The sequence below is a fragment of the uncultured Ruminococcus sp. genome, assembly GCF_937915125.1.
GTDB lineage: Bacteria > Bacillota > Clostridia > Oscillospirales > Ruminococcaceae > Ruminococcus_C.
The window spans coordinates 15296-36409 of record NZ_CALDMP010000077.1 but is presented as its reverse complement, the minus strand read 5'-3'; the positions used below and the strand labels follow the sequence as shown (position 1 = coordinate 36409).

Annotated in this window: 14 protein-coding genes; 10 read left to right on the top strand and 4 right to left on the bottom strand. The window is 50.1% G+C overall.

The features are described 5' to 3' along the window. Positions 1-13: 13 nt before the first annotated feature. Together Q0418_RS07840 and Q0418_RS07835 are read left to right on the top strand one after the other, a co-directional pair. A complete protein-coding gene (locus Q0418_RS07840) occupies positions 14-2065 on the top strand; it encodes a beta-galactosidase (protein WP_298483584.1) in 2052 nt (683 codons plus the stop codon). A 181-nt stretch (positions 2066-2246) separates the two neighbouring features. Then, positions 2247-4523, top strand: a complete 2277-nt coding sequence (locus Q0418_RS07835) for a glycoside hydrolase family 3 C-terminal domain-containing protein (RefSeq protein WP_367276251.1) — start codon at positions 2247-2249, stop codon at positions 4521-4523. A gap of 268 nt (positions 4524-4791) precedes the next feature. On the opposite strand, the gene Q0418_RS07830 is transcribed toward Q0418_RS07835, so the two are convergent. After that, complete coding sequence (locus Q0418_RS07830) at positions 4792-5724, bottom strand: lipoprotein (RefSeq protein ID WP_298483582.1); 933 nt, start codon at positions 5722-5724, stop codon at positions 4792-4794. Between the two features lie 264 nt (positions 5725-5988). Here Q0418_RS07830 and Q0418_RS07825 point away from each other — a divergent pair, with 264 nt between their 5' ends. Both Q0418_RS07825 and Q0418_RS07820 read left to right on the top strand, forming a co-directional pair. Beyond that, entirely contained in the window at positions 5989-7482 is a 1494-nt protein-coding gene (locus tag Q0418_RS07825; protein ID WP_298483581.1) for a sodium-dependent transporter, read from the top strand. Between the two features lie 383 nt (positions 7483-7865). Then, complete coding sequence (locus tag Q0418_RS07820) at positions 7866-9464, top strand: ABC-F family ATP-binding cassette domain-containing protein (protein WP_298483580.1); 1599 nt, start codon at positions 7866-7868, stop codon at positions 9462-9464. A gap of 99 nt (positions 9465-9563) precedes the next feature. Here the strand turns inward: Q0418_RS07820 and Q0418_RS07815 are convergent, their stop codons facing one another. The 3 genes from Q0418_RS07815 to Q0418_RS07805 all read right to left on the bottom strand — a co-directional run bounded on the left by Q0418_RS07815 (position 9564) and on the right by Q0418_RS07805 (position 15247). Further along, complete coding sequence (locus Q0418_RS07815; protein ID WP_298483579.1) at positions 9564-10838, bottom strand: aminotransferase; 1275 nt, start codon at positions 10836-10838, stop codon at positions 9564-9566. A 160-nt stretch (positions 10839-10998) separates the two neighbouring features. Then, complete coding sequence (locus tag Q0418_RS07810) at positions 10999-12177, bottom strand: hypothetical protein (protein WP_298483578.1); 1179 nt, start codon at positions 12175-12177, stop codon at positions 10999-11001. A gap of 484 nt (positions 12178-12661) precedes the next feature. Beyond that, positions 12662-15247 (bottom strand): dockerin type I domain-containing protein, encoded by a 2586-nt coding sequence (locus Q0418_RS07805; protein WP_298483577.1) that lies wholly within the window; start codon positions 15245-15247, stop codon positions 12662-12664. 503 nt (positions 15248-15750) lie between these two features. Here Q0418_RS07805 and Q0418_RS07800 point away from each other — a divergent pair. The 6 genes from Q0418_RS07800 (at position 15751) to nifU (ending at position 21096) form a co-directional block, all read left to right on the top strand. Further along, positions 15751-15936, top strand: a complete 186-nt coding sequence (locus Q0418_RS07800) for a DUF1540 domain-containing protein (RefSeq protein WP_298483576.1) — start codon at positions 15751-15753, stop codon at positions 15934-15936. Between the two features lie 212 nt (positions 15937-16148). Then, positions 16149-16394, top strand: coding sequence for an IreB family regulatory phosphoprotein (locus tag Q0418_RS07795; RefSeq protein ID WP_295219858.1), 246 nt, complete (start codon positions 16149-16151; stop codon positions 16392-16394). Between the two features lie 239 nt (positions 16395-16633). Further along, the gene (locus tag Q0418_RS07790; protein ID WP_298483575.1) at positions 16634-17377 is read left to right on the top strand and encodes a polysaccharide deacetylase family protein; all 744 of its coding nucleotides are present in this window, start codon (positions 16634-16636) and stop codon (positions 17375-17377) included. 695 nt (positions 17378-18072) lie between these two features. Further along, entirely contained in the window at positions 18073-19362 is a 1290-nt protein-coding gene (locus Q0418_RS07785) for an O-acetylhomoserine aminocarboxypropyltransferase/cysteine synthase family protein (RefSeq protein WP_298483574.1), read from the top strand. A 128-nt stretch (positions 19363-19490) separates the two neighbouring features. After that, positions 19491-20681 carry a cysteine desulfurase NifS gene (nifS, locus tag Q0418_RS07780; protein WP_298483573.1) on the top strand — a complete coding sequence of 397 codons (1191 nt, stop codon included), beginning with the start codon at positions 19491-19493 and terminating at the stop codon, positions 20679-20681. Continuing rightward, positions 20668-21096, top strand: coding sequence for a Fe-S cluster assembly scaffold protein NifU (gene nifU, locus Q0418_RS07775; RefSeq protein WP_298483572.1), 429 nt, complete (start codon positions 20668-20670; stop codon positions 21094-21096). The genes nifS and nifU overlap by 14 nt, the downstream gene beginning before the upstream one ends. The last annotated feature ends 18 nt before the right edge of the window (positions 21097-21114 follow it).

Here is a 21114-nt window from a genome sequence, read left to right as displayed (position 1 = left end):
AAGGATTACAGTGATGGGACGAACTTTTTCACCGGCAACCCCGCAATTCCCTCACATGCTCCACGGCGGCGACTATAACCCGGAGCAGTGGATGGACAGCCCGGAGATCCTGGAGGAGGATATCCGCCTGTTCCGGGAGGCACATATCAACTGCGTGAGTCTCGGGATCTTTTCCTGGGCAAATCTGGAGCCGCAGAAGGATGTCTATCGTTTTGAATGGATGGACAAGATCATTGACAAGCTGTATGAAAACGGCATCTATACCGTTCTGGCGACGCCTTCCGGCGCACGTCCCCAGTGGCTGGCACAGGAATATTCGGAGGTGCTCCGGGTGCGTCCCGATGGCACACGAAATCTTTACGGCGAACGGCACAATCACTGCTACACCTCGCCGGTATACCGGGAGCGTGTCACCAAGATCGACACTGCACTGGCGAAACGCTATGCCAATCATCCTGGCGTGATCCTGTGGCATATTTCCAACGAATTCGGCGGCGAGTGCCACTGTGAACTATGTCAGCAGGCGTTCCGCCAGTGGGTTCAGGAGAAATACGGCACGCTGGATGCCCTGAACCACGCCTGGTGGTCCCACTTCTGGTCTCATACCTATACGGACTGGTCTCAGGTCCACAGCCCCAGTCCCATTGGCGAAACCTCAATCCACGGACTGAATCTGGACTGGCGGCGGTTTGTGACCCACCAGACCATTGACTTTATGAAAACGGAAATCGACGCCGTAAAGGCGGTGAACCCGGATATTCCCGTGACAACCAACATGATGACTATGTATGTCTATGAGCTGAACTATTTTAAGTTCCGGGATGCCCTGGATTTGATTTCATGGGACAACTACCCCGAGTGGCACAATCCCTGGGGCAATGAAGAGGTGGCAAAGGACTGCGCCATGACCCATGACATGATGCGCTCTATCCAGAAAAAGCCCTTTTTGATGATGGAATGCACCCCCAGCGCCACCAACTGGCAGTCGGTCAGCAAGCTGAAAAAGCCGGGAATGCACGAGCTTTCCGTGATTCAGGCAATCGCCCACGGTGCGGATTCCGGGCAGTATTTCCAGCTCCGCCAGAGCCGGGGCAGCTGTGAAAAATTCCACTCCGCTGTGATCTCCCATACGGGCACGGAAAATACCCGGACATTCCAGGAGGTAGCACAGACAGGAACTGATCTGGAAAAGCTATCCGACCGGGTATACGGCAGCGACAGCCCGGCGCAAGTTGCCATTATTTTTGATACGGAAAACAAATGGGCATTGGATTGCTGCCGGGGACCGAGAAATGCGGGGCTGGATTATTTCGGCAACATCCGGAAGAATTACAGCTATTTCTGGAAAAATGGCATAACCACCGATATTGTGGACAGCGAATTCGATTTCAGCGGCTACAAGCTGGTCATTGCACCGATGCTGTATCTGTTCCGCGCCGGCATTCAGGATAAGCTGCGGCGTTTTGTAGAACAGGGCGGCACTCTGGTGACTACCTGCTTCACCGGCGTGGTAAATGAGACTGACCTGTGCTTCCTGGGCGAAGCCACAGAGGAAAAGCTGTCCAATGTGCTGGGACTTTGGGTGGAAGAAACGGATAGTCTCTATGACTGCGAATCCAACCACACCACCTGGAACAACAAACGCTATCGGCTCACGGAACTGTGCGAGATCTGCCATCCCACTACCTGCGAGGTGCTCTCTGTCTATGAGGAGGACTTCTATGCCGGTGCGCCGGTGCTGACGAAAAACCGTTTCGGGAAAGGTACGGCATATCATCTTTGTGCCACGGCAGACGAGGAATTTTTCCGTGATTTCTATGAAAAACTGGCATCGCAGTTACAGCTGGAGCGTGCCCTGGAAACAGAGGTGCCCAAGGGCGTCAGTCTCACCTGGCGGGAATCGGAACGGGAAAAGTTGATCTTTGTGCAGAATTTTGAGGGCGATGCAGCAGCATTGGAACTGGATCAGCCCTATACGGATATGCTCACGGGTGAAACTTATGACAAGAACCTGACTGTAGATGGATATTCCTTTGCGGTGATAACACCGGCGGGATGCATTTGAGTTTGTGGAAGAATCTTTGATTCCATTTGTAGGGGCGACCATTGGTCGCCCGCAGGAAAACCATTTACAGATGGAAAATACGGGCGAACAATGTTCGCCCCTACACTGCGTTTTTTCCATTCCGTAGGGAACGAAACAGAGGTCGTTCCCTACAATATAACCGAAAAAATAAACTGGAGGAATTGCAATGAATATTCCCGAAATTGTAAAGCAAATGACGCTGGAAGAAAAGGCGGGACTTTGTTCCGGCTATGACTTCTGGCATACAAAAGGTCTGGAGCATTTGGGCGTACCGCAGATGATGCTGAGCGATGGCCCACACGGATTGCGCAAGCAGGATCAGACCGGCGACCATCTGGGCATCAACGACAGCATCAAAGCCGTCTGTTTTCCTGCCGGCTGTGCTACGGCATCCTCCTTTGACCGTGAGCTGGTAGAGCGCATGGGAAAGGCACTGGGCAACGAATGTCAGGCGGAAGATGTGGGTGTACTCCTGGGACCTGCTGTCAATATCAAGCGTTCTCCTTTGTGCGGCAGAAATTTCGAATACTATTCCGAAGATCCCTATGTGGCAAGCGAAATAGCGGCTGGCTTCATCAAAGGTGTCCAGAGCCAGAATGTGGGCGTCAGCATCAAACATTTCTACGCCAACAACCAGGAACACCGCCGTATGAGCAGCAGTTCTGATATGGACGAGCGCACAGCACGGGAGATCTATCTGGCGGCATTTGAGACAGCTGTCCGGGAGGCAAAACCCTGGACTGTCATGTGTGCCTACAACCGCATCAACGATGTATATGCGGCAGAAAACCGTGAGGCGCTGACGGACATTCTCCGGGGAGAATGGGGCTTTGACGGCTTTGTGGTCAGCGACTGGGGTGCTGTAAACGACCGTGTTGCAGACCTGGAAGCAGGAATGGATCTGGAAATGCCCTGTTCCTTCGGCGAACGGGATGCGGAAATCGTGAAAGCTGTCCGCTGCGGCAGACTCTCCATGGAAACCCTGGATGTTGCTGTCACACGGATACTCACCATTGTGGATCGCTATATCATGGGACGCAATGCCGATGCTGTCTTTGACCGTGATGCTGACCACGAACTAGCACGGGAAATTGCGGCGCAGTGCATGGTACTGCTGAAAAATGAGGATCATGTACTACCTCTGGACAAAACCAAAAAGACTGCCTTTATCGGCGCATTTGCCGAAAGCCCACGCTATCAGGGTGGCGGCAGTTCTCATATCAACTCCTACAAGGTGGAATCGGCGCTGGAAATGGCAAAGGATTACCCGGTGATTTACGCCAAGGGCTATGAGACTTCGGACGATGTCATCCGGGAGACACTTATTGCCGAAGCGGTTCAGGCGGCAAAAGAAGCCGAAACAGCGGTAATTTTCGCCGGACTGCCGGATATTTTCGAATCCGAGGGCTACGACCGGCAGCATATGCGCCTGCCGGACTGCCAGAATGCCCTGATCGAAGCCGTGGCACAGGCAAATTCCAACACGGTGGTGGTACTTCATGGGGGATCGCCGGTGGAAATGCCCTGGATCCATAAGGTCAAGGGCGTTCTGGAGGCGTATCTTTGCGGTCAGGCTGTCGGCGGTGCAACGGTACAGATTCTCTACGGCGATGTGAATCCCAGCGGTCATCTGGCGGAAACCTTCCCGGTGAAGCTGGCGGACAATCCGTCCTATCTGTCCTATCAGGGTGAGGGTGACAGAGTGGAATATCGGGAAGGCGTCTTTGTGGGCTATCGCTATTACACCACAAAGAAAATGTCCGTGCTGTTCCCCTTCGGTCATGGTCTGAGCTATACCACATTTGCCATATCCAATCTCCGCACGGACAAGGCGTCCTATTCCCATGAGGAAACTGTGACAGTTTCCGTGGATGTGACAAACACCGGCGACCGTGCCGGCAAGGAAGTTGTGCAGCTCTATATGCTGCCGCCCACCGGAAGTGACGCTGTACGCCGTCCGGTACAGGAACTTTGCGGCTTCGAAAAAGTGGACTTACAACCGGGCGAGACAAAAACAGTCACATTCCAGCTGAACCGCCGGGCATTCGCCTATTTCAGTATGCAGAAGCATGACTGGGTGGTGGAGACCGGAGAGTATACCCTTGCCGCCGGGGATTCCTCTGCCGCTCTGACAGCACAGAAAACCATTGTTATGCAGGGCGAAAAGATACTTCCCACGGAAATTACGATGGACACCACCATCGGGGATGTACTCCGGATAGACGGCGCAGCGAAGCTGCTGGAACCCTATGCGGCGGCGTTCGGGCTGTCCAGCGGTTCCTCTGACGAAAACGCCATGGGCGAAAGCACGGCGGATATGATGGAGGCAATGATGAAATATATGCCCATCCGGGGACTATTGTCCTTCGGCGGCGGTGAAGTCACTGCGGAACAATGCAGAACTCTGGTGAAGGAGCTCAATAACCTGCTGGCATAATTGCACCAGAATGGGTTAGATGACATCTTCTTCCACCTTTCATAAAACAAACAGCGCACCTCTGGACAATCCCGGATGTGCGCTGCTTGTTGGTCACCTCAAAAACCCGCTCACCCGTCATCTGCGGCGCATCTTTACGCCATCTTCCCTTTCGAAAAAACTTGAAATACATCGAGTATTCCTGCGTTTTTTCGAAAGGGAATCTGTCGCAAATCTGCACCACATCTGACGGATTCGGGGTTTTTAGAGATGCCCTGTTGTTATTGCGTTAGTTCAGTGCTATCGTAATCGGATCGGATTCAGCAACGGTTTCATACTCGCTGTTGGTGATCACAATTTTGAATTCCAGTTCATTTTTTTCTGCGGGGAGACTTTCTTCATCAAAGAACGATATCGATTCATTTGCACACTTTCCGGCAGAAACCTCAGCATACATAGAGCCATCACACATTACGCCGTCAATGGAAATGTTATCGGCACGTACATCATATGTTTCAGTTCCGTTGTTTTCAATGAGGAAAAGGAATTCTGTACCCCAGATCTCATCCGTTTCCATGCCAACATAAGACACGATGACACCGTTGGATTCGTATACCTTGGTTGCTTCTGTTTTTTCTACTGTAACATTTTCGTTTACGGTAACGGTGATCATATCAGTATCAACGATAGTATCGTATGTGTCGCTGTCATAAACATGGAATGACAGTTCAACGATGCCGATCTCATTATCAATGGCAAACGTGATGGAATCATTTGCTTTTTTTCCGGCAGCAACGTCACAGGAAAAGTACGGATCCTCCATAACGCCGTTGACAGATGCTTCGCTGGTCTGAACCGTAATATTTTTGTCAGAAAGATTCTCGATGGTAACTTTCAATCCGTCGCCAAGCCAATCGTCCGTTTCCAGACCTGTGTATGTGATGCGTACAATATCATCTTCATACAGTACTTCGTTTACATTTTCCGGAACTGAAGCAGGCGATTTCTCTTTGGAAGATTCTTCTTCGGACTCCTCATCTGATGCTTCGCTGGATTCTTCTGCGCTGGATTCCTCTTTGCTGGAATCTTTCTGGGATTGTTCTGCCACAGAAGACGACTTATCGGACGCAGTTCCGGAACCGCCGGTAACACCGCAGCCGGCAAGTGCACAGCAAGCCAACGCTGAAACAGCAAAAATGGCGATGATTTTTCTCATAAACATAAATACATACCTCCTGGATATATTCTATAATCATATCATACCATAATATTGTATATTTTACAATATATTTTGTTATTCTGTATTCAAATTGTAATTTTTTTGATAAGCAGAAAAAGTGTGATCAAGGCGCTATTGTGGATATGGAGGCAGAAATCCCGTTCACGATGCCAAAAACACCTTGCATAACTTCAGAAAATATGTTATAATAAACGAGCACGCCTTGTGTGCGAATACAACAAATTGTTCTGACAAAAGGAGAATACTATGAAAGAATCAACAAAAAGCAGAGCGACCTTTCACTCCCGGCTGGGATTTCTTCTCGTTTCCGCCGGATGTGCCATCGGTCTGGGAAATGTGTGGAAATTCCCGTACATCTGCGGTGAAAACGGCGGCGGCGCATTCCTGGTGATCTATCTGTTGTGCCTGCTTCTGTTGGGATTGCCCATTTTGATCTGCGAGTTCGCCATCGGCAGAGGCAGCCGGCGGAGTATTTCACAGGCAATGGACATTCTGGAACAGCCGGGGAGCCGCTGGCATATCACAAAATATATGGGAATTGCCGGGAACTATCTGCTTATGATGTTTTATACCATGGTGGCAGGCTGGATGGTGTATTACGCCTTTTTGTATGCCTCGGGCAAAATCACAAGCGTCAGTGCAGAGGAAACAGCTGTTTTCTTTACGGATATGCTGGATTCTCCGGGCATTATGATTCTGTTTGCCGCCATTGTCATCGTCCTCTGTATCGGCATCTGTGCCCTGGGATTACAAAACGGCATTGAAAAGGTCACAAAGGTCATGATGCTCCTGCTGATCGGCTTGATGCTGGTTCTGGTGGTGAATTCCTTGCGGCTGGACAATGCCGTGGAGGGTGTTAAATTCTATCTGGTACCGGATTTCAAACGATTAGGAGAAAAGGGCATCGGTTCTGTTGCATTTGCTGCAATGACCCACGCATTCTTTACTCTGAGCGTAGGTATCGGTGCCATGGAGATTTTCGGCAGCTACATTAAGCGGGAACGCCGTCTCATGGGAGAGGCTGTTAATGTGGTCGTGCTGGACACAGGCATTGCCCTTATGGCGGGGCTTATCATCATCCCGGCATGCTTCGCCTATGGCATTCATCCGGATGCTGGCCCGTCCCTGCTGTTCATCACTCTGCCCAATGTGTTCCACCACATGGCGGCAAGCCGCATCTGGGGCAGCTGTTTCTTCATTTTCATGTCCTTTGCGGCGCTGTCTACTGTCATAGCTGTATTTGAGAATATCATCACCATGACCGTAGAACTGGGCAGCTGGAGCCGGAAAAAATCTCTTCTAGTGAATCTGGTGCTGATTTTTGTGCTGTCTCTGCCGGCAATTCTGGGCTTTAATCTTCTCTCGGGCTTCCAGCCCTTCGGAGAGGGTTCTACGCTCATGGATCTGGAGGATTTTCTGGTGTCCTATAACATCCTGCCTCTGGGTTCTCTGATTTTTGTACTGTTCTGTGTACGGAAAAACGGCTGGGGCTGGAATCGTTTTCTGGAAGAAGCCAATACGGGAACTGGTCTCCGTGTCCCGGCGTGGATCCGTGGTTATATGACCTATGTTGTCCCGGCGCTGATCTGTCTGATCTATCTCAAGGGGTATTATGACATGTTCGCTGCAAAGGGATGGCTGGTGCTCTGCGCCTGGATGTGTCTGGCAGTAGTGCTGTTGGTACTGATTTTCTGGATCTGTTTTTCTGTCGGAAAGAAACAGAAAGAGAAAGCGGAATGATTTTTTGTTTCTGATGTCCTATGGGCGGATCGAATCCGCCCATATTTTTTGTTCGCAGATGGCGTATCTGCGAATGAGCAATGTTCATCTCAAGGCAATACCGCACAAAGATTGTGCGTCAGATGCACCGTCAGATTTTTCGTCAAATGAAACAAAAAGCGGAGTGAATACTTTGTGTATTCACGAACATTTTTGTGAAATATGATGGAAAATATGCAAGCATATGACGTGCAAAGCCGCTAGGCGCTCTTTGTGCGGTATTGCCTCAATATGACACGATACGAAAAGGGCGCTTGCATTTTCTCCACAAGTATGGTATACTATACCTGGAAAAAATATTGGTACGAAACTGCGGCGGTCTGCCGTGCGGAAAGGATTAGATTATGATTACAGTCTCCAATGTCAGCCTGCAATTCGGCGGCGATACTTTGTTCAAAAATGTGGATCTCCAGTTCAACCCCGGCAACTGCTACGGCGTGATCGGCGCAAACGGTGCCGGAAAATCCACGTTTCTGAAAATTCTCAACGGTCAGCTGAAGCCTACCACCGGTGAGGTCTCTATCCCCAAAAATCTCCGTATGAGCGTTCTGAAACAGGATCACTTCGCCTACGATGCCTATACTGCTCTGGATACCATTATTATGGGCAACCAGCGGCTGTACGACATTATGCAGCAGAAAGATGCCCTCTATGCCAAGGAGGATTTCACCGAGGAGGACGGCATTCTGGCATCGGAGCTGGAGGCGGAATTCGCAGAGCTGGACGGCTGGGAGGCGGAATCCAATGCGTCGAAGCTGATCCAGGGACTGGGTCTGCCGGAGGAACTGCTCTATCAGCAGATGGCAGACCTGTCCGGTAATGAAAAGGTGAAGATCCTGCTGGCGCAGGCGCTCTTTGGTAATCCGGATATCATCCTCATGGATGAGCCCACCAACCACCTGGACATTGATGCAATCGCTTGGCTGGAGGACTTCCTGTCAGAATATTTCGGCACAGTCATTGTGGTGTCCCACGACCGTCACTTCCTGAATGATGTCTGCACCCATATTGTGGATATTGACTATACAAAGATCAAGATGTACGTGGGCAACTACGAATTCTGGTACGAATCCAGCCAGATGATGCAGCGGCTCATCAAACAGCAGAATAAGAAGGTGGAGGACAAGATCGCAGAGCTGAAAACCTTCATTGCCCGGTTCTCAGCGAATAAGTCCAAATCCAAACAGGCAACATCCCGCCGGAAATTGCTGGACAATCTCACAGTGGAAGAACTGCCGGCATCCAGCCGCCGCTATCCCTTTATCGGCTTCGATATGGATCGGGAACTGGGGAAAGAAGTCCTCCAGGTCAGCGGTATTTCCAAGACCGTGGACGGCGTGAAGCTGCTGAACAATGTGAGCTTCACTCTGGGACGCACGGACAAGGTTGCTATTATCGGCGAGAGCGAACAGGCGATCACCATGCTGTACAAGATCCTCATGGAGGAGGAACAGCCCGATGAGGGCACATTCAAGTGGGGCGTTTCCACCTCTACATCTTACTTCCCTGTGGATAACTCCGCATACTTCAACGACTGCGACGACTCCATTCTGGATTGGATTCGCCAGTATTCCACCGCAGATGAAACGGAGACATTTCTCCGGGGGTTCCTGGGCAGGATGCTCTTTTCCGGGGACGATATTTACAAGCCCGTAAAGGTTCTGTCCGGCGGTGAAAAGGTACGCTGTATGTTCGCCCGGATGATGCTGTTCCATTCCAACGTGCTCCTGCTAGACAGACCCACCAACCATCTGGATCTGGAGAGCATCACCGCAGTGAATAACGGTCTGGTGAATTTCAAGGGCGTTGTCATTCTGTCGTCCCACGACCACGAGATCCTGGAAACTGTGGCAAATCGGATCATTGAGATCACCCCTGAGGGATGCATTGACCGCCAGGGCACTTATGAAGAGTATCTGGAGTGGAAAAAAGCACAGGCATAATTAGGAAACCACTGATTAGTATTAGAACGTGTTTACGTAAAAAACGGCGCAAAGGATAACATCCCTTGCGCCGTTCTTATCTCATATGGATAATTGGGGTTACTTTGCCAGAGCCTGTTCTGCTGCTGCCAATTTTGCGCTGCATACGAACACATCCATTGCCTTCTGCAATTCCTCTTCTGTGGGGAATGTGGGAGAAATACGGATGTTCTCATCCTCCGGATCAATGCCGTAGGGGAAAGATGCACCTGCACCAGTCAGTACCACGCCTGCTTCCTTGCACAGCTGAACAATGCGCTTTGCACAGCCCTTCTGATTGAAGGAGATGAAATAGCCGCCCAGAGGATCGGACCAGTTTGCAATGCCCAGATCGCTCAGCTCACGCTCCAGTGTCTCAATGACAATGCGGAACTTCGGTGCGATGAGCGCCTGATGCTTCTTCATATGCGCTACCAGATTCTCAAATTTGCCGTCAAAGAATCGCAGGTGGCGCAGCTGGTTCATTTTATCATAGCCAATGGTGGAGAAGCCCAGGGCGTTTTTCAGATACTTCAGATTGTTCTCGCTGGCTGCGACCATGGCAACGCCGGAACCCGGATGGGTGATCTTCGAGGTAGATGCGAACATATAGCAAATATCCTCGTTGCCGACTTTCTTTGCCTCTTCCAGCAGATTTGCCTGTACCGGAGGATTGTCGGTCAGGTGGTGTACACAGTAGGCATTGTCCCAGAAAATACGGAAATCCTTTGCCTTGGGCTTCAGCGCTGCAAAACGCTTTACCACTTCGTCGCTGTAAACCACGCCGCCGGGGTTGGAGTACATGGGAACACACCAGATGGCCTTGATGGTGTCATCCTCTGCCACCAGACGCTCTACCATATCCATATCCGGGCCATCCTCCCGCATGGGAACATTCACAAGCTCCATGCCCAGGAACTGGCTCACTGCAAAGTGGCGGTCATAGCCCGGCACCGGACAGAGCACCTTTACTTTGTCATACTTGCCCCAGGGCTTTTCGCCCAGAACGCCGTTTGTCATGGCGAGGGACATTGCCCAGTACATGATATTCAGGCTGGAGTTTCCGCAGACGATCAGTTCTTCCGGCTTTACGCCCAGCATAGGCGCAAAAAATGCCTTTGCCTCCGGCAGACCGTCCAGACAGCCATAGTTACGGCAGTCCAGTCCGTTTTCTGCACGGTAGTCCTCCTCGGAGAGGCAGGTGGTAATGCCATTGGTCAGATCCAGCTGCTTCGGCGACGGCTTGCCTCTGGACATATCCAGCTTCAATTCTGCTGCCTGAAATGCGGCATACTGCTTCTGACATTCTGCTTGAAACGCTTCCAGCGCTTCACGGTTCATCTCTGATACTCTCATTTTCCTCACCTGACCCGGTTTCGGGTCTGCTCCTTCTGCAAAAATCTGTCGTGCGGCATTGCTGCCGCCACATCGCATTCTATTATACCACATCTTTCACTGGAGTGCAAGTGTTCTCGCAGAAAAAACAAAAAGCAAGGTTTTTCCTGTTTTCTACCGTTTATGCTAAACCGCCCCGCTGGAAAAATCCAAGCTGGATGATATATGTACAGCCGCAGAGGAAATGATAACGATCGCCGATGGGGCTGAGCAGAATCGATTCCGCAAACTTTTCGCCGGCAAATTCATTTGCAGCCATCCGGATCATATCCAGATTTTGTTCTGTGAAACCGAAGCGGTAGAGACAGATATATTCTGTAAAGTACAGGCAGTGGAGACTATACAGCATCATGCAGAATTTTTTCAGAACAGATGCAACGAGAGGCTTCAGAGCCTCGTCTGTCTCGGATGCCGTCAGCAGGGATGCCAGTGTGATACGGGACAGGTCGCCGTCCAGGAGCCTGCTGAGCTCCGGTGTTTTGCCGTCCTGGAAGAGCGGCGATACCAGTTCACCAAGGGCCTCCGGGGACAACTCAGCACGGACACTTCCCTGGGGATATCCCTCCAGAGGCTTTCCGTTGGGGTCGACACTGAGAGATTCCACAAAATCGCCGGAGTTCATGACACCTGCAAGGGGCATATTGCCGTGCATGGGAATCGCACAATAGTGCTTGTCATCCCAGTACAAGAACACCTGGTTCTCTGATTTGGCGTGACTTTCTCTATAGTGGATGCCTGCCATAGCAAACTCTGTAATGGCGCTGTCCATGTATACCGTCAGCTCTGTGCGCTCTTCCAGCTGCTGCTGGAATACCGGGAAACAGGGCTTTTCCTCTTGATTGGTCTCACAGCCCATTTTCTGATACATAGACGGCATGACACCGATACCGATGCCCAGGAGATTTTCTTTTGTCAGACAGCTGTTTTGCAGCATGGTCGTAATAGAAGAATCGATCAGATCAATGATTTCCGACACAGAGATGCTGCCGTCATGAGAAATGGTTTTTTTGTCCAATGCGGCGGAATTCAGTGTAGTCAGACCGATGGAGATCTCTCTCTCATCAATATAAACGCCGATGGCAAATTTAAAGGTTTCGTTGATGTCCAGGAGAATTTTGCGGCGGCCTTTTCTGACTTCCATGCCCGGCTCTACCGGTTCCTCGCCGATTTCTTCCAGAATGTGCTGGTCGATCATTTCATTTGTAATAATGGTTACGGCTGCACGCGTGATCTGAAGTATGCTGGAAATATCCACACGGGAAATAGGCCCCTGTTCCCGGACGACTCGCAGAATCTGCATACGATTTCGTCTTTTTAAATCAAGCTTGCTAATACCACAGTCATTCATTTTTGATTCCTCTTTCAATTTGTTTCGGTCGCTTTGCGCAGTGCAGTTAGGCTGTGCCGTTTCGAATTTTTTGGCATGGGAAAATACAGCAAAATATCTAATACAGATTGACTGCACCCTTCTTATTTATCTATTTTACCATAGATTCCGCAGGAATGCAACCCTGTCTACGAATCTTATTAAAAATTTACAGAAAAGACAAAAACGCCGTTTTCTCTTGCAGGTACTAGCTTTTTTCATGGGAATCGGTACAAATCTGCTTCTGACTATAAATTTTGAATGGATAAATATGGAATTTTAAAAGTGTGCTTTTTCGGAAAGTATGCAAAAAAAGGACTGCTGCAAACAACCTTGATTTTACCGGTTTGCAGCAGTCTATTCAGGTGTATGGAAAAAGGAGGAAAGTTCGTATGTGATTTGCTGTATCGCACAGGAATCATGCGATGATTCCTGCTTCGAGCAGCTGCTGTAACAAGAGCAGTGCATCTTTGCAGTCGATATAGTCGTCCTGATTGATGTCTGCATTTTCCAGTGCTTCTGAGGAGAGATCGCCCAGTGAGCCTGCGATACACTTGTTCAGCAGAACCAGATCGGTGAGATCCTTGGTGTTGTCCAGATTGATATCGCCGAAACGATCTCCTGATGTAACGGTTACCTTACAGGTATAGACCTGTCCATCATAGAGCACCATCACTTCCGTTGTGCCGATGGCATTTCCGGAGATCATGACTTGGGCAGGCGTGTTTCCGGCAGTCAGCGAGGCGATCTTAGGATCATTGCTGAGCCATACACAGTCATCGCCGTCTCCCTTTTCCGGGAGAAATGTGAGGGAAATGCTTTTGCCTACTGCGATACTGAGACTTTCCCGTTCTAGGCGGTTGCCGGTTTTCTGCGTAGTTGTGTGTGTTTCTGTGACAACCGTTGCAGAAGCGGTCGTCTGTGTTGTGACAGTCGTTGTTGTCTCTGTTGTGCTTTCTGCGGAAGTGCTTTCTATGGAAGTACTTTCTGTTGTTGATGATGTTGTTATCGTTGTTGTCGTTGTCGTTGTTGTTTCCTGGGGCGGTGTCGTTTCGGTAGTCTCTTCTGTCGTGATCGTATCATCAATGATACGGATAGAACCGGATTCCAGAAGCGGAATGGTGGAGTCACCGCTGGCATCCACAGCACTTGCTGCCACGCCGTTTGCGGCGGTGTTCACAGCCGAAAGCTGGATCACATCACCCGGCTGGACGGTTTCAGATAGTTCCAAGACAATAGAGCCTAGTTTAACATTATAGTAGACATAATTATCATTGGGGTCGATGCTGATATAATTGAGCCAGATCATCCCCGCATCTGTATAAAAGTTGGACTGCAGTCCCAGGCACTCCTGGTTATAGCTTACTGCATCCATAGGAAACGCCGTATCAGCGTCCCAGGAAACGCCGAATGCCACTGAAGCAATGCCGTCATTTTTGGTAAGCGCAATGGGAACAGTCACCTGATAATCATCATATTCCAGCTGATCCATGGTAATGGCCACATCCCCGACCTTGACCGATGCAACTGCATCTCTTCGTTCGGAAGATACGATAGAAATGCTGCCGGAGTTGAGTCTGATTTTTCCGGACTCACCCTTGATGTTGGCGATCATTGCAGTAGCGCCTTCTCCGTCAGATTCGGCGGTTGTCAGCTCGAACACGTCTCCAGGCTCAGCATCCGGCCGAATCCGGAAGCTTATGGTACAAAGGGAAGTGCCCACATATGCGCCGTTTTTACCCCGGTAGAGAAAGGGCAGCCAGATACCGCCGCCTGTGCCGTAATACGATGTCAGCATACCCAGGTTTTTGTCATCGTCGCAGATACAGTCCACAAGGTTCAGATCATTTGTGTTCCAGGAAACGCCGAATTCCAGCTGGGTAAAGGCGCTGTTTTTGGAGATACATACGGGCACATGGATGAGATAATCATTTGCTGCCAGATCTTCCGGTGTGATCTCAATGTCCGGCAGAGAAACGATGCCGTTTGCATAGGAACTTACCGGTTGTGTCGAAGTAATGCGGATGGTGCCCACGCACAGGTTTAGCGTGCCCGAATTGTTGTCAGAATTGGTGACGTCTGCTTTTTCTCCGCCGGAGCCTGTTTCAGTGAGGCGGATCTCATAGGAGCTCGCTGGCTTCGCATTATCCGGTACACGGAACCGCAGGGTACAGATGTCGCTGCCGGTATATCGTTCGTCGGCAAAAACCTGAACCCATCCTGTTCCGCTGTCGTTATCAAAGGTGGGCAGCAGGGACAGACCGTCCGGCGTGTTGCCGGACGGCGCTTCGGCGATGAGCTGGGTGTTGTCCCATGCAACGCCGAACTCCATGCCACAGAATCCGTTGTTGACGGTGGCACGGATGGGAACTTCTACGATATAGTCGTTCTCCTCCAGATCCCGCATGGATGCCTTTGCAACACCTTCTTCGCCGATTTCCAGGCTGACTTCCGGAATCACATTATTTACAATCGTAATGCTTCCGGAGATATACTCCAGGTTAAAATGCTCCATAGATGAGTTGGCATACTGCGCCGGGTTGTGGTTATAATCTTCATAAACGCCATTTATGGGGAAGCTTTCTCCCACCTGTACATCTTCGCTGAGCTGGAATGTAACAGAGAACAGATCTGTTCCGCTGAATTTTCCAAGATAAGTTGCCCACATGAAATCATTGTTGGGGGAATATGCGAACAGCGGAGATGTTTCATCATTGGTACATCTTCCGCCCAGTGCGACCATATGCTGTGTATCCCACGAAACGCCGCACTGCAGAATTTCAAAACCAGGGTTGTCGGGGAATGTAATGGGAACAGTCACCAGATAGTGATCTTTTTCCAGTTGTTCCATGTCGATCTGTACCGAACCGATATGCAGGGTCGGCACAGAAGATTCTGCCGAGACAGATTCCCGGGGCAGAGATGCTGCAAGTACAGTCAACATAGCCAGTGCCATCAGCATCGCGGTGAGAATCGCCATACATCGCTGCGATATTCTTTTCATAGTCATCCATCCTTTCATGAAAATCCCAATTGCTTCATTATTTATTGTATCATATTTGCATATAAAAGTCAACGTAATATTGTAAACTTCATGCAAAATGCACACAAATTTTGGGCGGTTTTGGGGATTTTGTCTGCCGTTGTGAAAAAGACAGGATTCCAGATGTTTTTTCTGCAATACAGGGAAAAGTTAGGATACTGTGATGATGCACATTGTTCACTGTGATGTAAAAAATCCCCATTTTCTATTTTTATCATATCATTTTTTCTACTTTTTTGTCAATTCGAAAAAACCACAAAACATTTGCAGGTTTGTGCATAGAATTTGCAGGAACGGGCATACTGGAACTGTACTGATACGGCAGTCTGCTTATAAAGGCAACGCTGCACAAAGAGCGCCTGTCGGCTTTGCGCGGTATTGCCTAAATAACGTCGTTCCAGCGGGGCGGCAGAAATGGGACATGCTGCCGCAGCAGTAACATTTTCAGAACTGGAGAATTTGCCATGGAAATGAAAAAGAAAAACAGCAACATCAAATGCTCTGTTACCCAGTGTAAGTATAACATGGTGACAGAGAACTACTGCGGTCTGGACTGCATCTGTGTAGGCACACACGAGTCCAACCCCACTGTACCGGAGTGTACCAACTGCGATTCTTTCGTAAAGCGCACCACCGGCGCACAGGGCTAAGAAGAACCCAGGCGAAACCATGCCGGAGAAAGGGACAAACCAGTCCCTTTCTCTGTACATATTGGAAAATAGCACAAATCATTCGTCATGTTGCACAAAAAACAAGGTGTATTCAGTTGCAAAACGGCAAAAAAAGTAGGAATCTCTTGTGCATCGCATAAAATTCGGATATAATAGAAAAGTATCCAAGTTCCGAAGGAGGTTGATTTATCATGTATGATAAAACCATGACGTTTTCTGTCAATGATGAAAAAGAGATCGAGATGAAGAAAACGCTGATGCTTGTATATGATGCGCTCACGAAAAAGGGATATAATCCGGTAAATCAGATTGTAGGCTACATCCTCTCCGAGGATCCCACCTACATAACCACATATAACAATGCCAGAAGTCTCATCCGGCACATCGACCGGGATGAGCTGCTCCAGGCATTGGTAAAGTCCTATTTGGGCAACTGAGCGTCATCCCATGCTCTGCCGGAGACAAGGCAGAATACATGAATGAGCATTTCTATGATCGTACAGAAACAGCACGGCATTCTGCGTACAAGCGGAACAAAGGCTGTCGGAAATATCCTCCGAACCTGCGATGTGCTGGAACGGAGGATAACTTTTTGTCTATTCCGTTTGTATAAATTATTCTGTCCATGGGCATACTAACTCCGCTGCAACAGCAGCAATAAGGAGGCGAATGCAATATGAACCGTTGGATCGCTGGCATGATGTCCGGACTGCTGACAGCGGCAGTCATTCCGGTGGCGCCTGTCAGTGCGGTCAGCAGTCAGATCATCGGCTATGGGCAGGGCACGGCGGTGGACAGCGAAAACCGACCGCTGGATGCGCTTGCTTTTGATGAACAGTATGCGGAATATGACGCATATGCCACAACGCCCGATCGAAGCCAGATCATTCTGACCTTTGACCAGGGCTATGAAAACGGCTATACGGCACAGATCCTGGACACATTGCAGGAGAAAAACGTATCCGCCATCTTCTTTCTGACCGGTGATTATGCCAAAAAGGAGACAGAACTGGTGGAACGGATGATTGCAGAGGGACACACTCTGGGAAACCACGGTATGACCCACGCCAGCCTGCCGACATTGTCGGAATCTGAGGCAAAGGCGGAGATCATGGATCTGCACCAGTATGTGCTGGACACCTATGACTATGAAATGCAGTATTTCCGCTGCCCCTGCGGAGAATATTCCGAGGCGGCACTGGAGACCGCACAGGAATGCGGCTACCGCACCCTGTTCTGGAGCGATGCCTATGTGGACTGGAAAACAGATGCCCAGCCCGACCCGGCACAATCTCTGGAACGATTGGAGGATCATGCCCACGGCGGCGAGATTTTGCTGCTGCACTCGGTTTCTTCCACCAATGCGGAAATTCTGGGGGATCTCATTGACGCACTTCGTGCCGACGGATATACCCTTTAAGCAGAACAACGAAACGACCCGGCAAGCCCGTCGGGTTGTTTTTATAAAATCAGTCATTTAAGGCAACACCGCACAAAGAGCGCCTAGCGGTTTTGCACGTCATATGCTTGCATATTTTCCGTCATATTTCACAAAAATGCTCGTGAATACACAAAGTATTCACTCCGCTTTTTGTTTCATCTGACGAAAAAACTGACGGCGCATCTGACGCACAATCTTTGCGCGGTATTGCCTTAAAATATCACCACGCCGCAGGCGGCAATGAAGTTTTTTGATCCAGCAATTTTTCAAAAATGCTGGCAGAGTCCAGGGACAGCGTCCCTGGTCGCCGCCCGCAGGCGGCGAAACACCCTGCGCCGTACTTTCGGCGCGCGGAGAAAAGGGGTGAGAAAAGCGACAGCTTTTCGAGGGGAAAGCGAACAAGACCGCTTTCCCCTTGTGAAACCATCTCATCAAGTAAAATCTTGTAAACGTCCCGGTGGGACGTTTACAACGCAATCTTAATCTTAATCCCCAAAAACGTGGTACAGTTACCTGCGGCATTACAATCTCAAACACCGGCATAGTTTTGTACAAATTGCAAATATTCCATAAATACATATAAAACCTATTGACGATATAGGAATATAGTGATATAATAGCAGTGTAGAAAAAATCCTCCCCTTCGGGCGGCTGAATAGAAAGGAATTAAAATTATGGCAAATCAGAATTATCGTTTCGAGACAAGACAGGTACATGTAGGACAGGAACAGGCTGACCCCACCACAGACGCAAGAGCTGTGCCGATCTATGCCACAACTTCTTATGTATTCAAGGATTCCGCCCAGGCGGCAGGCCGCTTTGGACTGACAGAGCCCGGCAATATCTACACTCGTCTCATGAACCCCACCAATGATGTATTCGAACAGCGTATCGCTTCTCTGGAAGGCGGCGCAGCAGCACTGGCAACAGCATCCGGCTCGGCAGCAATTGATTATGCCATCCGCAATATTGCCGGTGCAGGGGATCATATCGTTTCTTCCCAGACCGTTTACGGCGGTACTTATAACCTGTTCGCCAATACATTCCAGGAGATCGGTATTGAGACTACCTTCGTGGATGCACACGATCCGAAGAATATCGCTGATGCCATCCGCCCCAACACCAAGGCTGTCTATGTAGAATCTCTGGGCAACCCCAACTCCGATGTAGTTGATATGGAGGCTATTGCCGAGATCGCACACAAGAACGGCGTGCCTCTCATTGTGGACAATACCTTTGCAACACCGTTCCTGTTCCGTCCGCTGGAGCACGGCGCAGATATCGTGGTACATTCCGCAACCAAGTTCATCGGCGGCCATGGTACTGTTATGGGCGGTGTTGTTGTGGACGGCGGTACGTTTGACTGGGCAGCAAGCGACAAGTATCCGGGTCTGTCCAAGCCGAATCCGTCCTATCATGGTGTTGTCTTTACCGAAGCATGCGGCAATATTGCCTATATCATGAAGCTTCGCACGACCCTCATGAGAGATACCGGCGCATGCCTGTCTCCTTTCCATTCGTTCCTGCTGTTACAGGGTCTGGAAACACTGTCCCTGCGTGTGGAGCGCCATGTGGAGAATGCCCTGAAGGTAGTAGAATTCCTGAAGAAGCATCCCCAGGTAAAGCAGGTAAATCACCCGTCTCTGGCAACCGGACGTGACAAGGAACTGTACGACAAGTATTATCCCAACGGCGGCGCATCCATCTTCACCTTTGAACTGAATGGTACAAAGGAACAGGCGCAGAAGTTTACGGAATCTCTGGAGCTGTTCTCTCTGCTGGCAAATGTGGCAGATGTAAAGTCTCTGGTCATTCATCCGGCTTCTACCACACACTCCCAGATGACAGAGGAGGAACTGCTGGCAGCCGGCATTACTGCCACAACAGTTCGTCTCTCCATCGGTACGGAGCATATTGACGATATTCTGGCGGATCTGGAGCACGGTTTCCAGGCGATTCAGTAAATCATCACTTTTATATATGGGTGTAGGGGCGGATATGATCCGCCTGTGTTCTCCGTTTGCGAATGATTTTTCCGCGGGTGGCTAGTAACCGCCCCTACAGATTTTTCTTTTCCATGGGAGGGATTCCAATGCAAATCTATGCAGACAATGCTGCAACCACAAAGACAAGCCGCACTGCCATTGATGCAATGCTGCCCTATTTTGACCAGATCTACGGCAATCCGTCCAGCCTGCACCATGTGGGACAGGCTGCGGCAGAGGCATTGGTGAAAGCGCGGCAGGATATTGCAGACTGCCTGGGCTGTGAGGCGAGAGAGATCTATATCACTTCCGGCGGCAGCGAAGCCGATAACCAGGCGCTGCGCTCTGCGGCATACTACGGTGCGAAAAAGGGCAAAAAGCATATTATTTCCACGGCTTTTGAGCATCACGCTATTCTCCATACCCTGAAACAGCTGGAGGAGGAAGGCTTTGAAGTCACTTTGCTGGATGTCCACGGAACAGGACGTATTACGGCACAGGAAGTGGCAAATGCCATCCGTCCGGATACCTGCCTGGTGAGCGTGATGTTTGCCAACAACGAAATCGGTACCATCGAACCCATTGCGGAGATCGGTGCAGTGTGCCGGGAAAAGGGCGTGCTGTTCCATACTGATGCCGTACAGGCGGTTGGGCATGTTGCTATTGATGTAAAATCCCTGAACATTGATCTGCTGTCCCTGTCGGCGCATAAGTTTCACGGTCCCAAGGGTGTGGGCGTACTCTATGCCAGAAAGGGCGTACTCCTGCGTAGTCTGATCAACGGCGGCGCACAGGAACGGAACAAGCGTGCCGGCACGGAAAATCTGCCTGCTATCGTGGGCATGGCGGCGGCGCTGAAAGAGGCTTGTGCAAATCTGGACAAAAACGCTGCCTATCTGATCTCGCTCCGGGATCGGCTCATTGAGGGACTGTCCCAGATTCCCCACAGCGTGCTGAACGGTGAACGGACAGAGCGTCTGCCGGGAAATGTGCACTTCTGCTTTGAGGGTATCGAGGGCGAATCCCTGCTGCTCCTGCTGGATGCAAAGGGTATCTGCGCATCGTCCGGTTCTGCCTGTACTTCTGGTTCGTTGGATCCCAGTCACGTGCTGCTCGCCATCGGCAGACCCCACGAGATTGCCCATGGTTCACTGCGCCTGACTCTGTCGGAGGAGAATACGCCGGAAGAAGTAGAGTATATGATTCAGACCATCCCGGAGGTTGTGGCATATCTGCGCAGCATGTCTCCGGTATGGCGTGACTTGCAGGAAGGGAGAAGAACCTATGTTATACAGTGAAAAGGTCATGGATCACTTCATGAACCCCCGGAATGTCGGCGTCATTGAGGATGCAGACGGCGTGGGGGAGGTCGGCAATGCCAAGTGCGGCGATATCATGAAAATCTATCTGAAAATTGAGGATGATATCATCAAGGACGTAAAGTTCGAGACATTTGGCTGCGGCTCTGCCATTGCATCCAGTTCCATGGCAACGGAAATGATCCTTGGACAGCCTTTGTCCAAGGCAATGGAACTGACCAACAAGGCGGTTGCCGAGGCTCTGGACGGCCTGCCTGCCCACAAGCTGCACTGCTCCGTGCTGGCGGAGGAGGCAATCAAGGCAGCAATCAAGGATTACTATGATAAAAATAACATCGCCTATGACCCGAAGATTTTCCCGGACTGCGAGAATTGTGAAGCGTGTCATATGTGAGTGAATGAAAATGCCCTG

What these genes read in the sequence shown, in the direction of transcription:
- Q0418_RS07840 (WP_298483584.1), top strand. Translation starts at nt 14, where the DNA reads ATGGGACGAACTTTTTCACCGGCAACCCCGCAATTCCCTCACATGCTC.
- Q0418_RS07830 (WP_298483582.1), bottom strand. Translation starts at nt 5,724, where the DNA reads ATGTTTATGAGAAAAATCATCGCCATTTTTGCTGTTTCAGCGTTGGCT.
- Q0418_RS07825 (WP_298483581.1), top strand. Translation starts at nt 5,989, where the DNA reads ATGAAAGAATCAACAAAAAGCAGAGCGACCTTTCACTCCCGGCTGGGA.
- Q0418_RS07820 (WP_298483580.1), top strand. Translation starts at nt 7,866, where the DNA reads ATGATTACAGTCTCCAATGTCAGCCTGCAATTCGGCGGCGATACTTTG.
- Q0418_RS07815 (WP_298483579.1), bottom strand. Translation starts at nt 10,838, where the DNA reads ATGAGAGTATCAGAGATGAACCGTGAAGCGCTGGAAGCGTTTCAAGCA.
- Q0418_RS07810 (WP_298483578.1), bottom strand. Translation starts at nt 12,177, where the DNA reads ATGCAGATTCTGCGAGTCGTCCGGGAACAGGGGCCTATTTCCCGTGTG.
- Q0418_RS07805 (WP_298483577.1), bottom strand. Translation starts at nt 15,247, where the DNA reads ATGAAAAGAATATCGCAGCGATGTATGGCGATTCTCACCGCGATGCTG.
- Q0418_RS07800 (WP_298483576.1), top strand. Translation starts at nt 15,751, where the DNA reads ATGGAAATGAAAAAGAAAAACAGCAACATCAAATGCTCTGTTACCCAG.
- Q0418_RS07795 (WP_295219858.1), top strand. Translation starts at nt 16,149, where the DNA reads ATGTATGATAAAACCATGACGTTTTCTGTCAATGATGAAAAAGAGATC.
- Q0418_RS07790 (WP_298483575.1), top strand. Translation starts at nt 16,634, where the DNA reads ATGAACCGTTGGATCGCTGGCATGATGTCCGGACTGCTGACAGCGGCA.
- Q0418_RS07785 (WP_298483574.1), top strand. Translation starts at nt 18,073, where the DNA reads ATGGCAAATCAGAATTATCGTTTCGAGACAAGACAGGTACATGTAGGA.
- nifS (WP_298483573.1), top strand. Translation starts at nt 19,491, where the DNA reads ATGCAAATCTATGCAGACAATGCTGCAACCACAAAGACAAGCCGCACT.
- nifU (WP_298483572.1), top strand. Translation starts at nt 20,668, where the DNA reads ATGTTATACAGTGAAAAGGTCATGGATCACTTCATGAACCCCCGGAAT.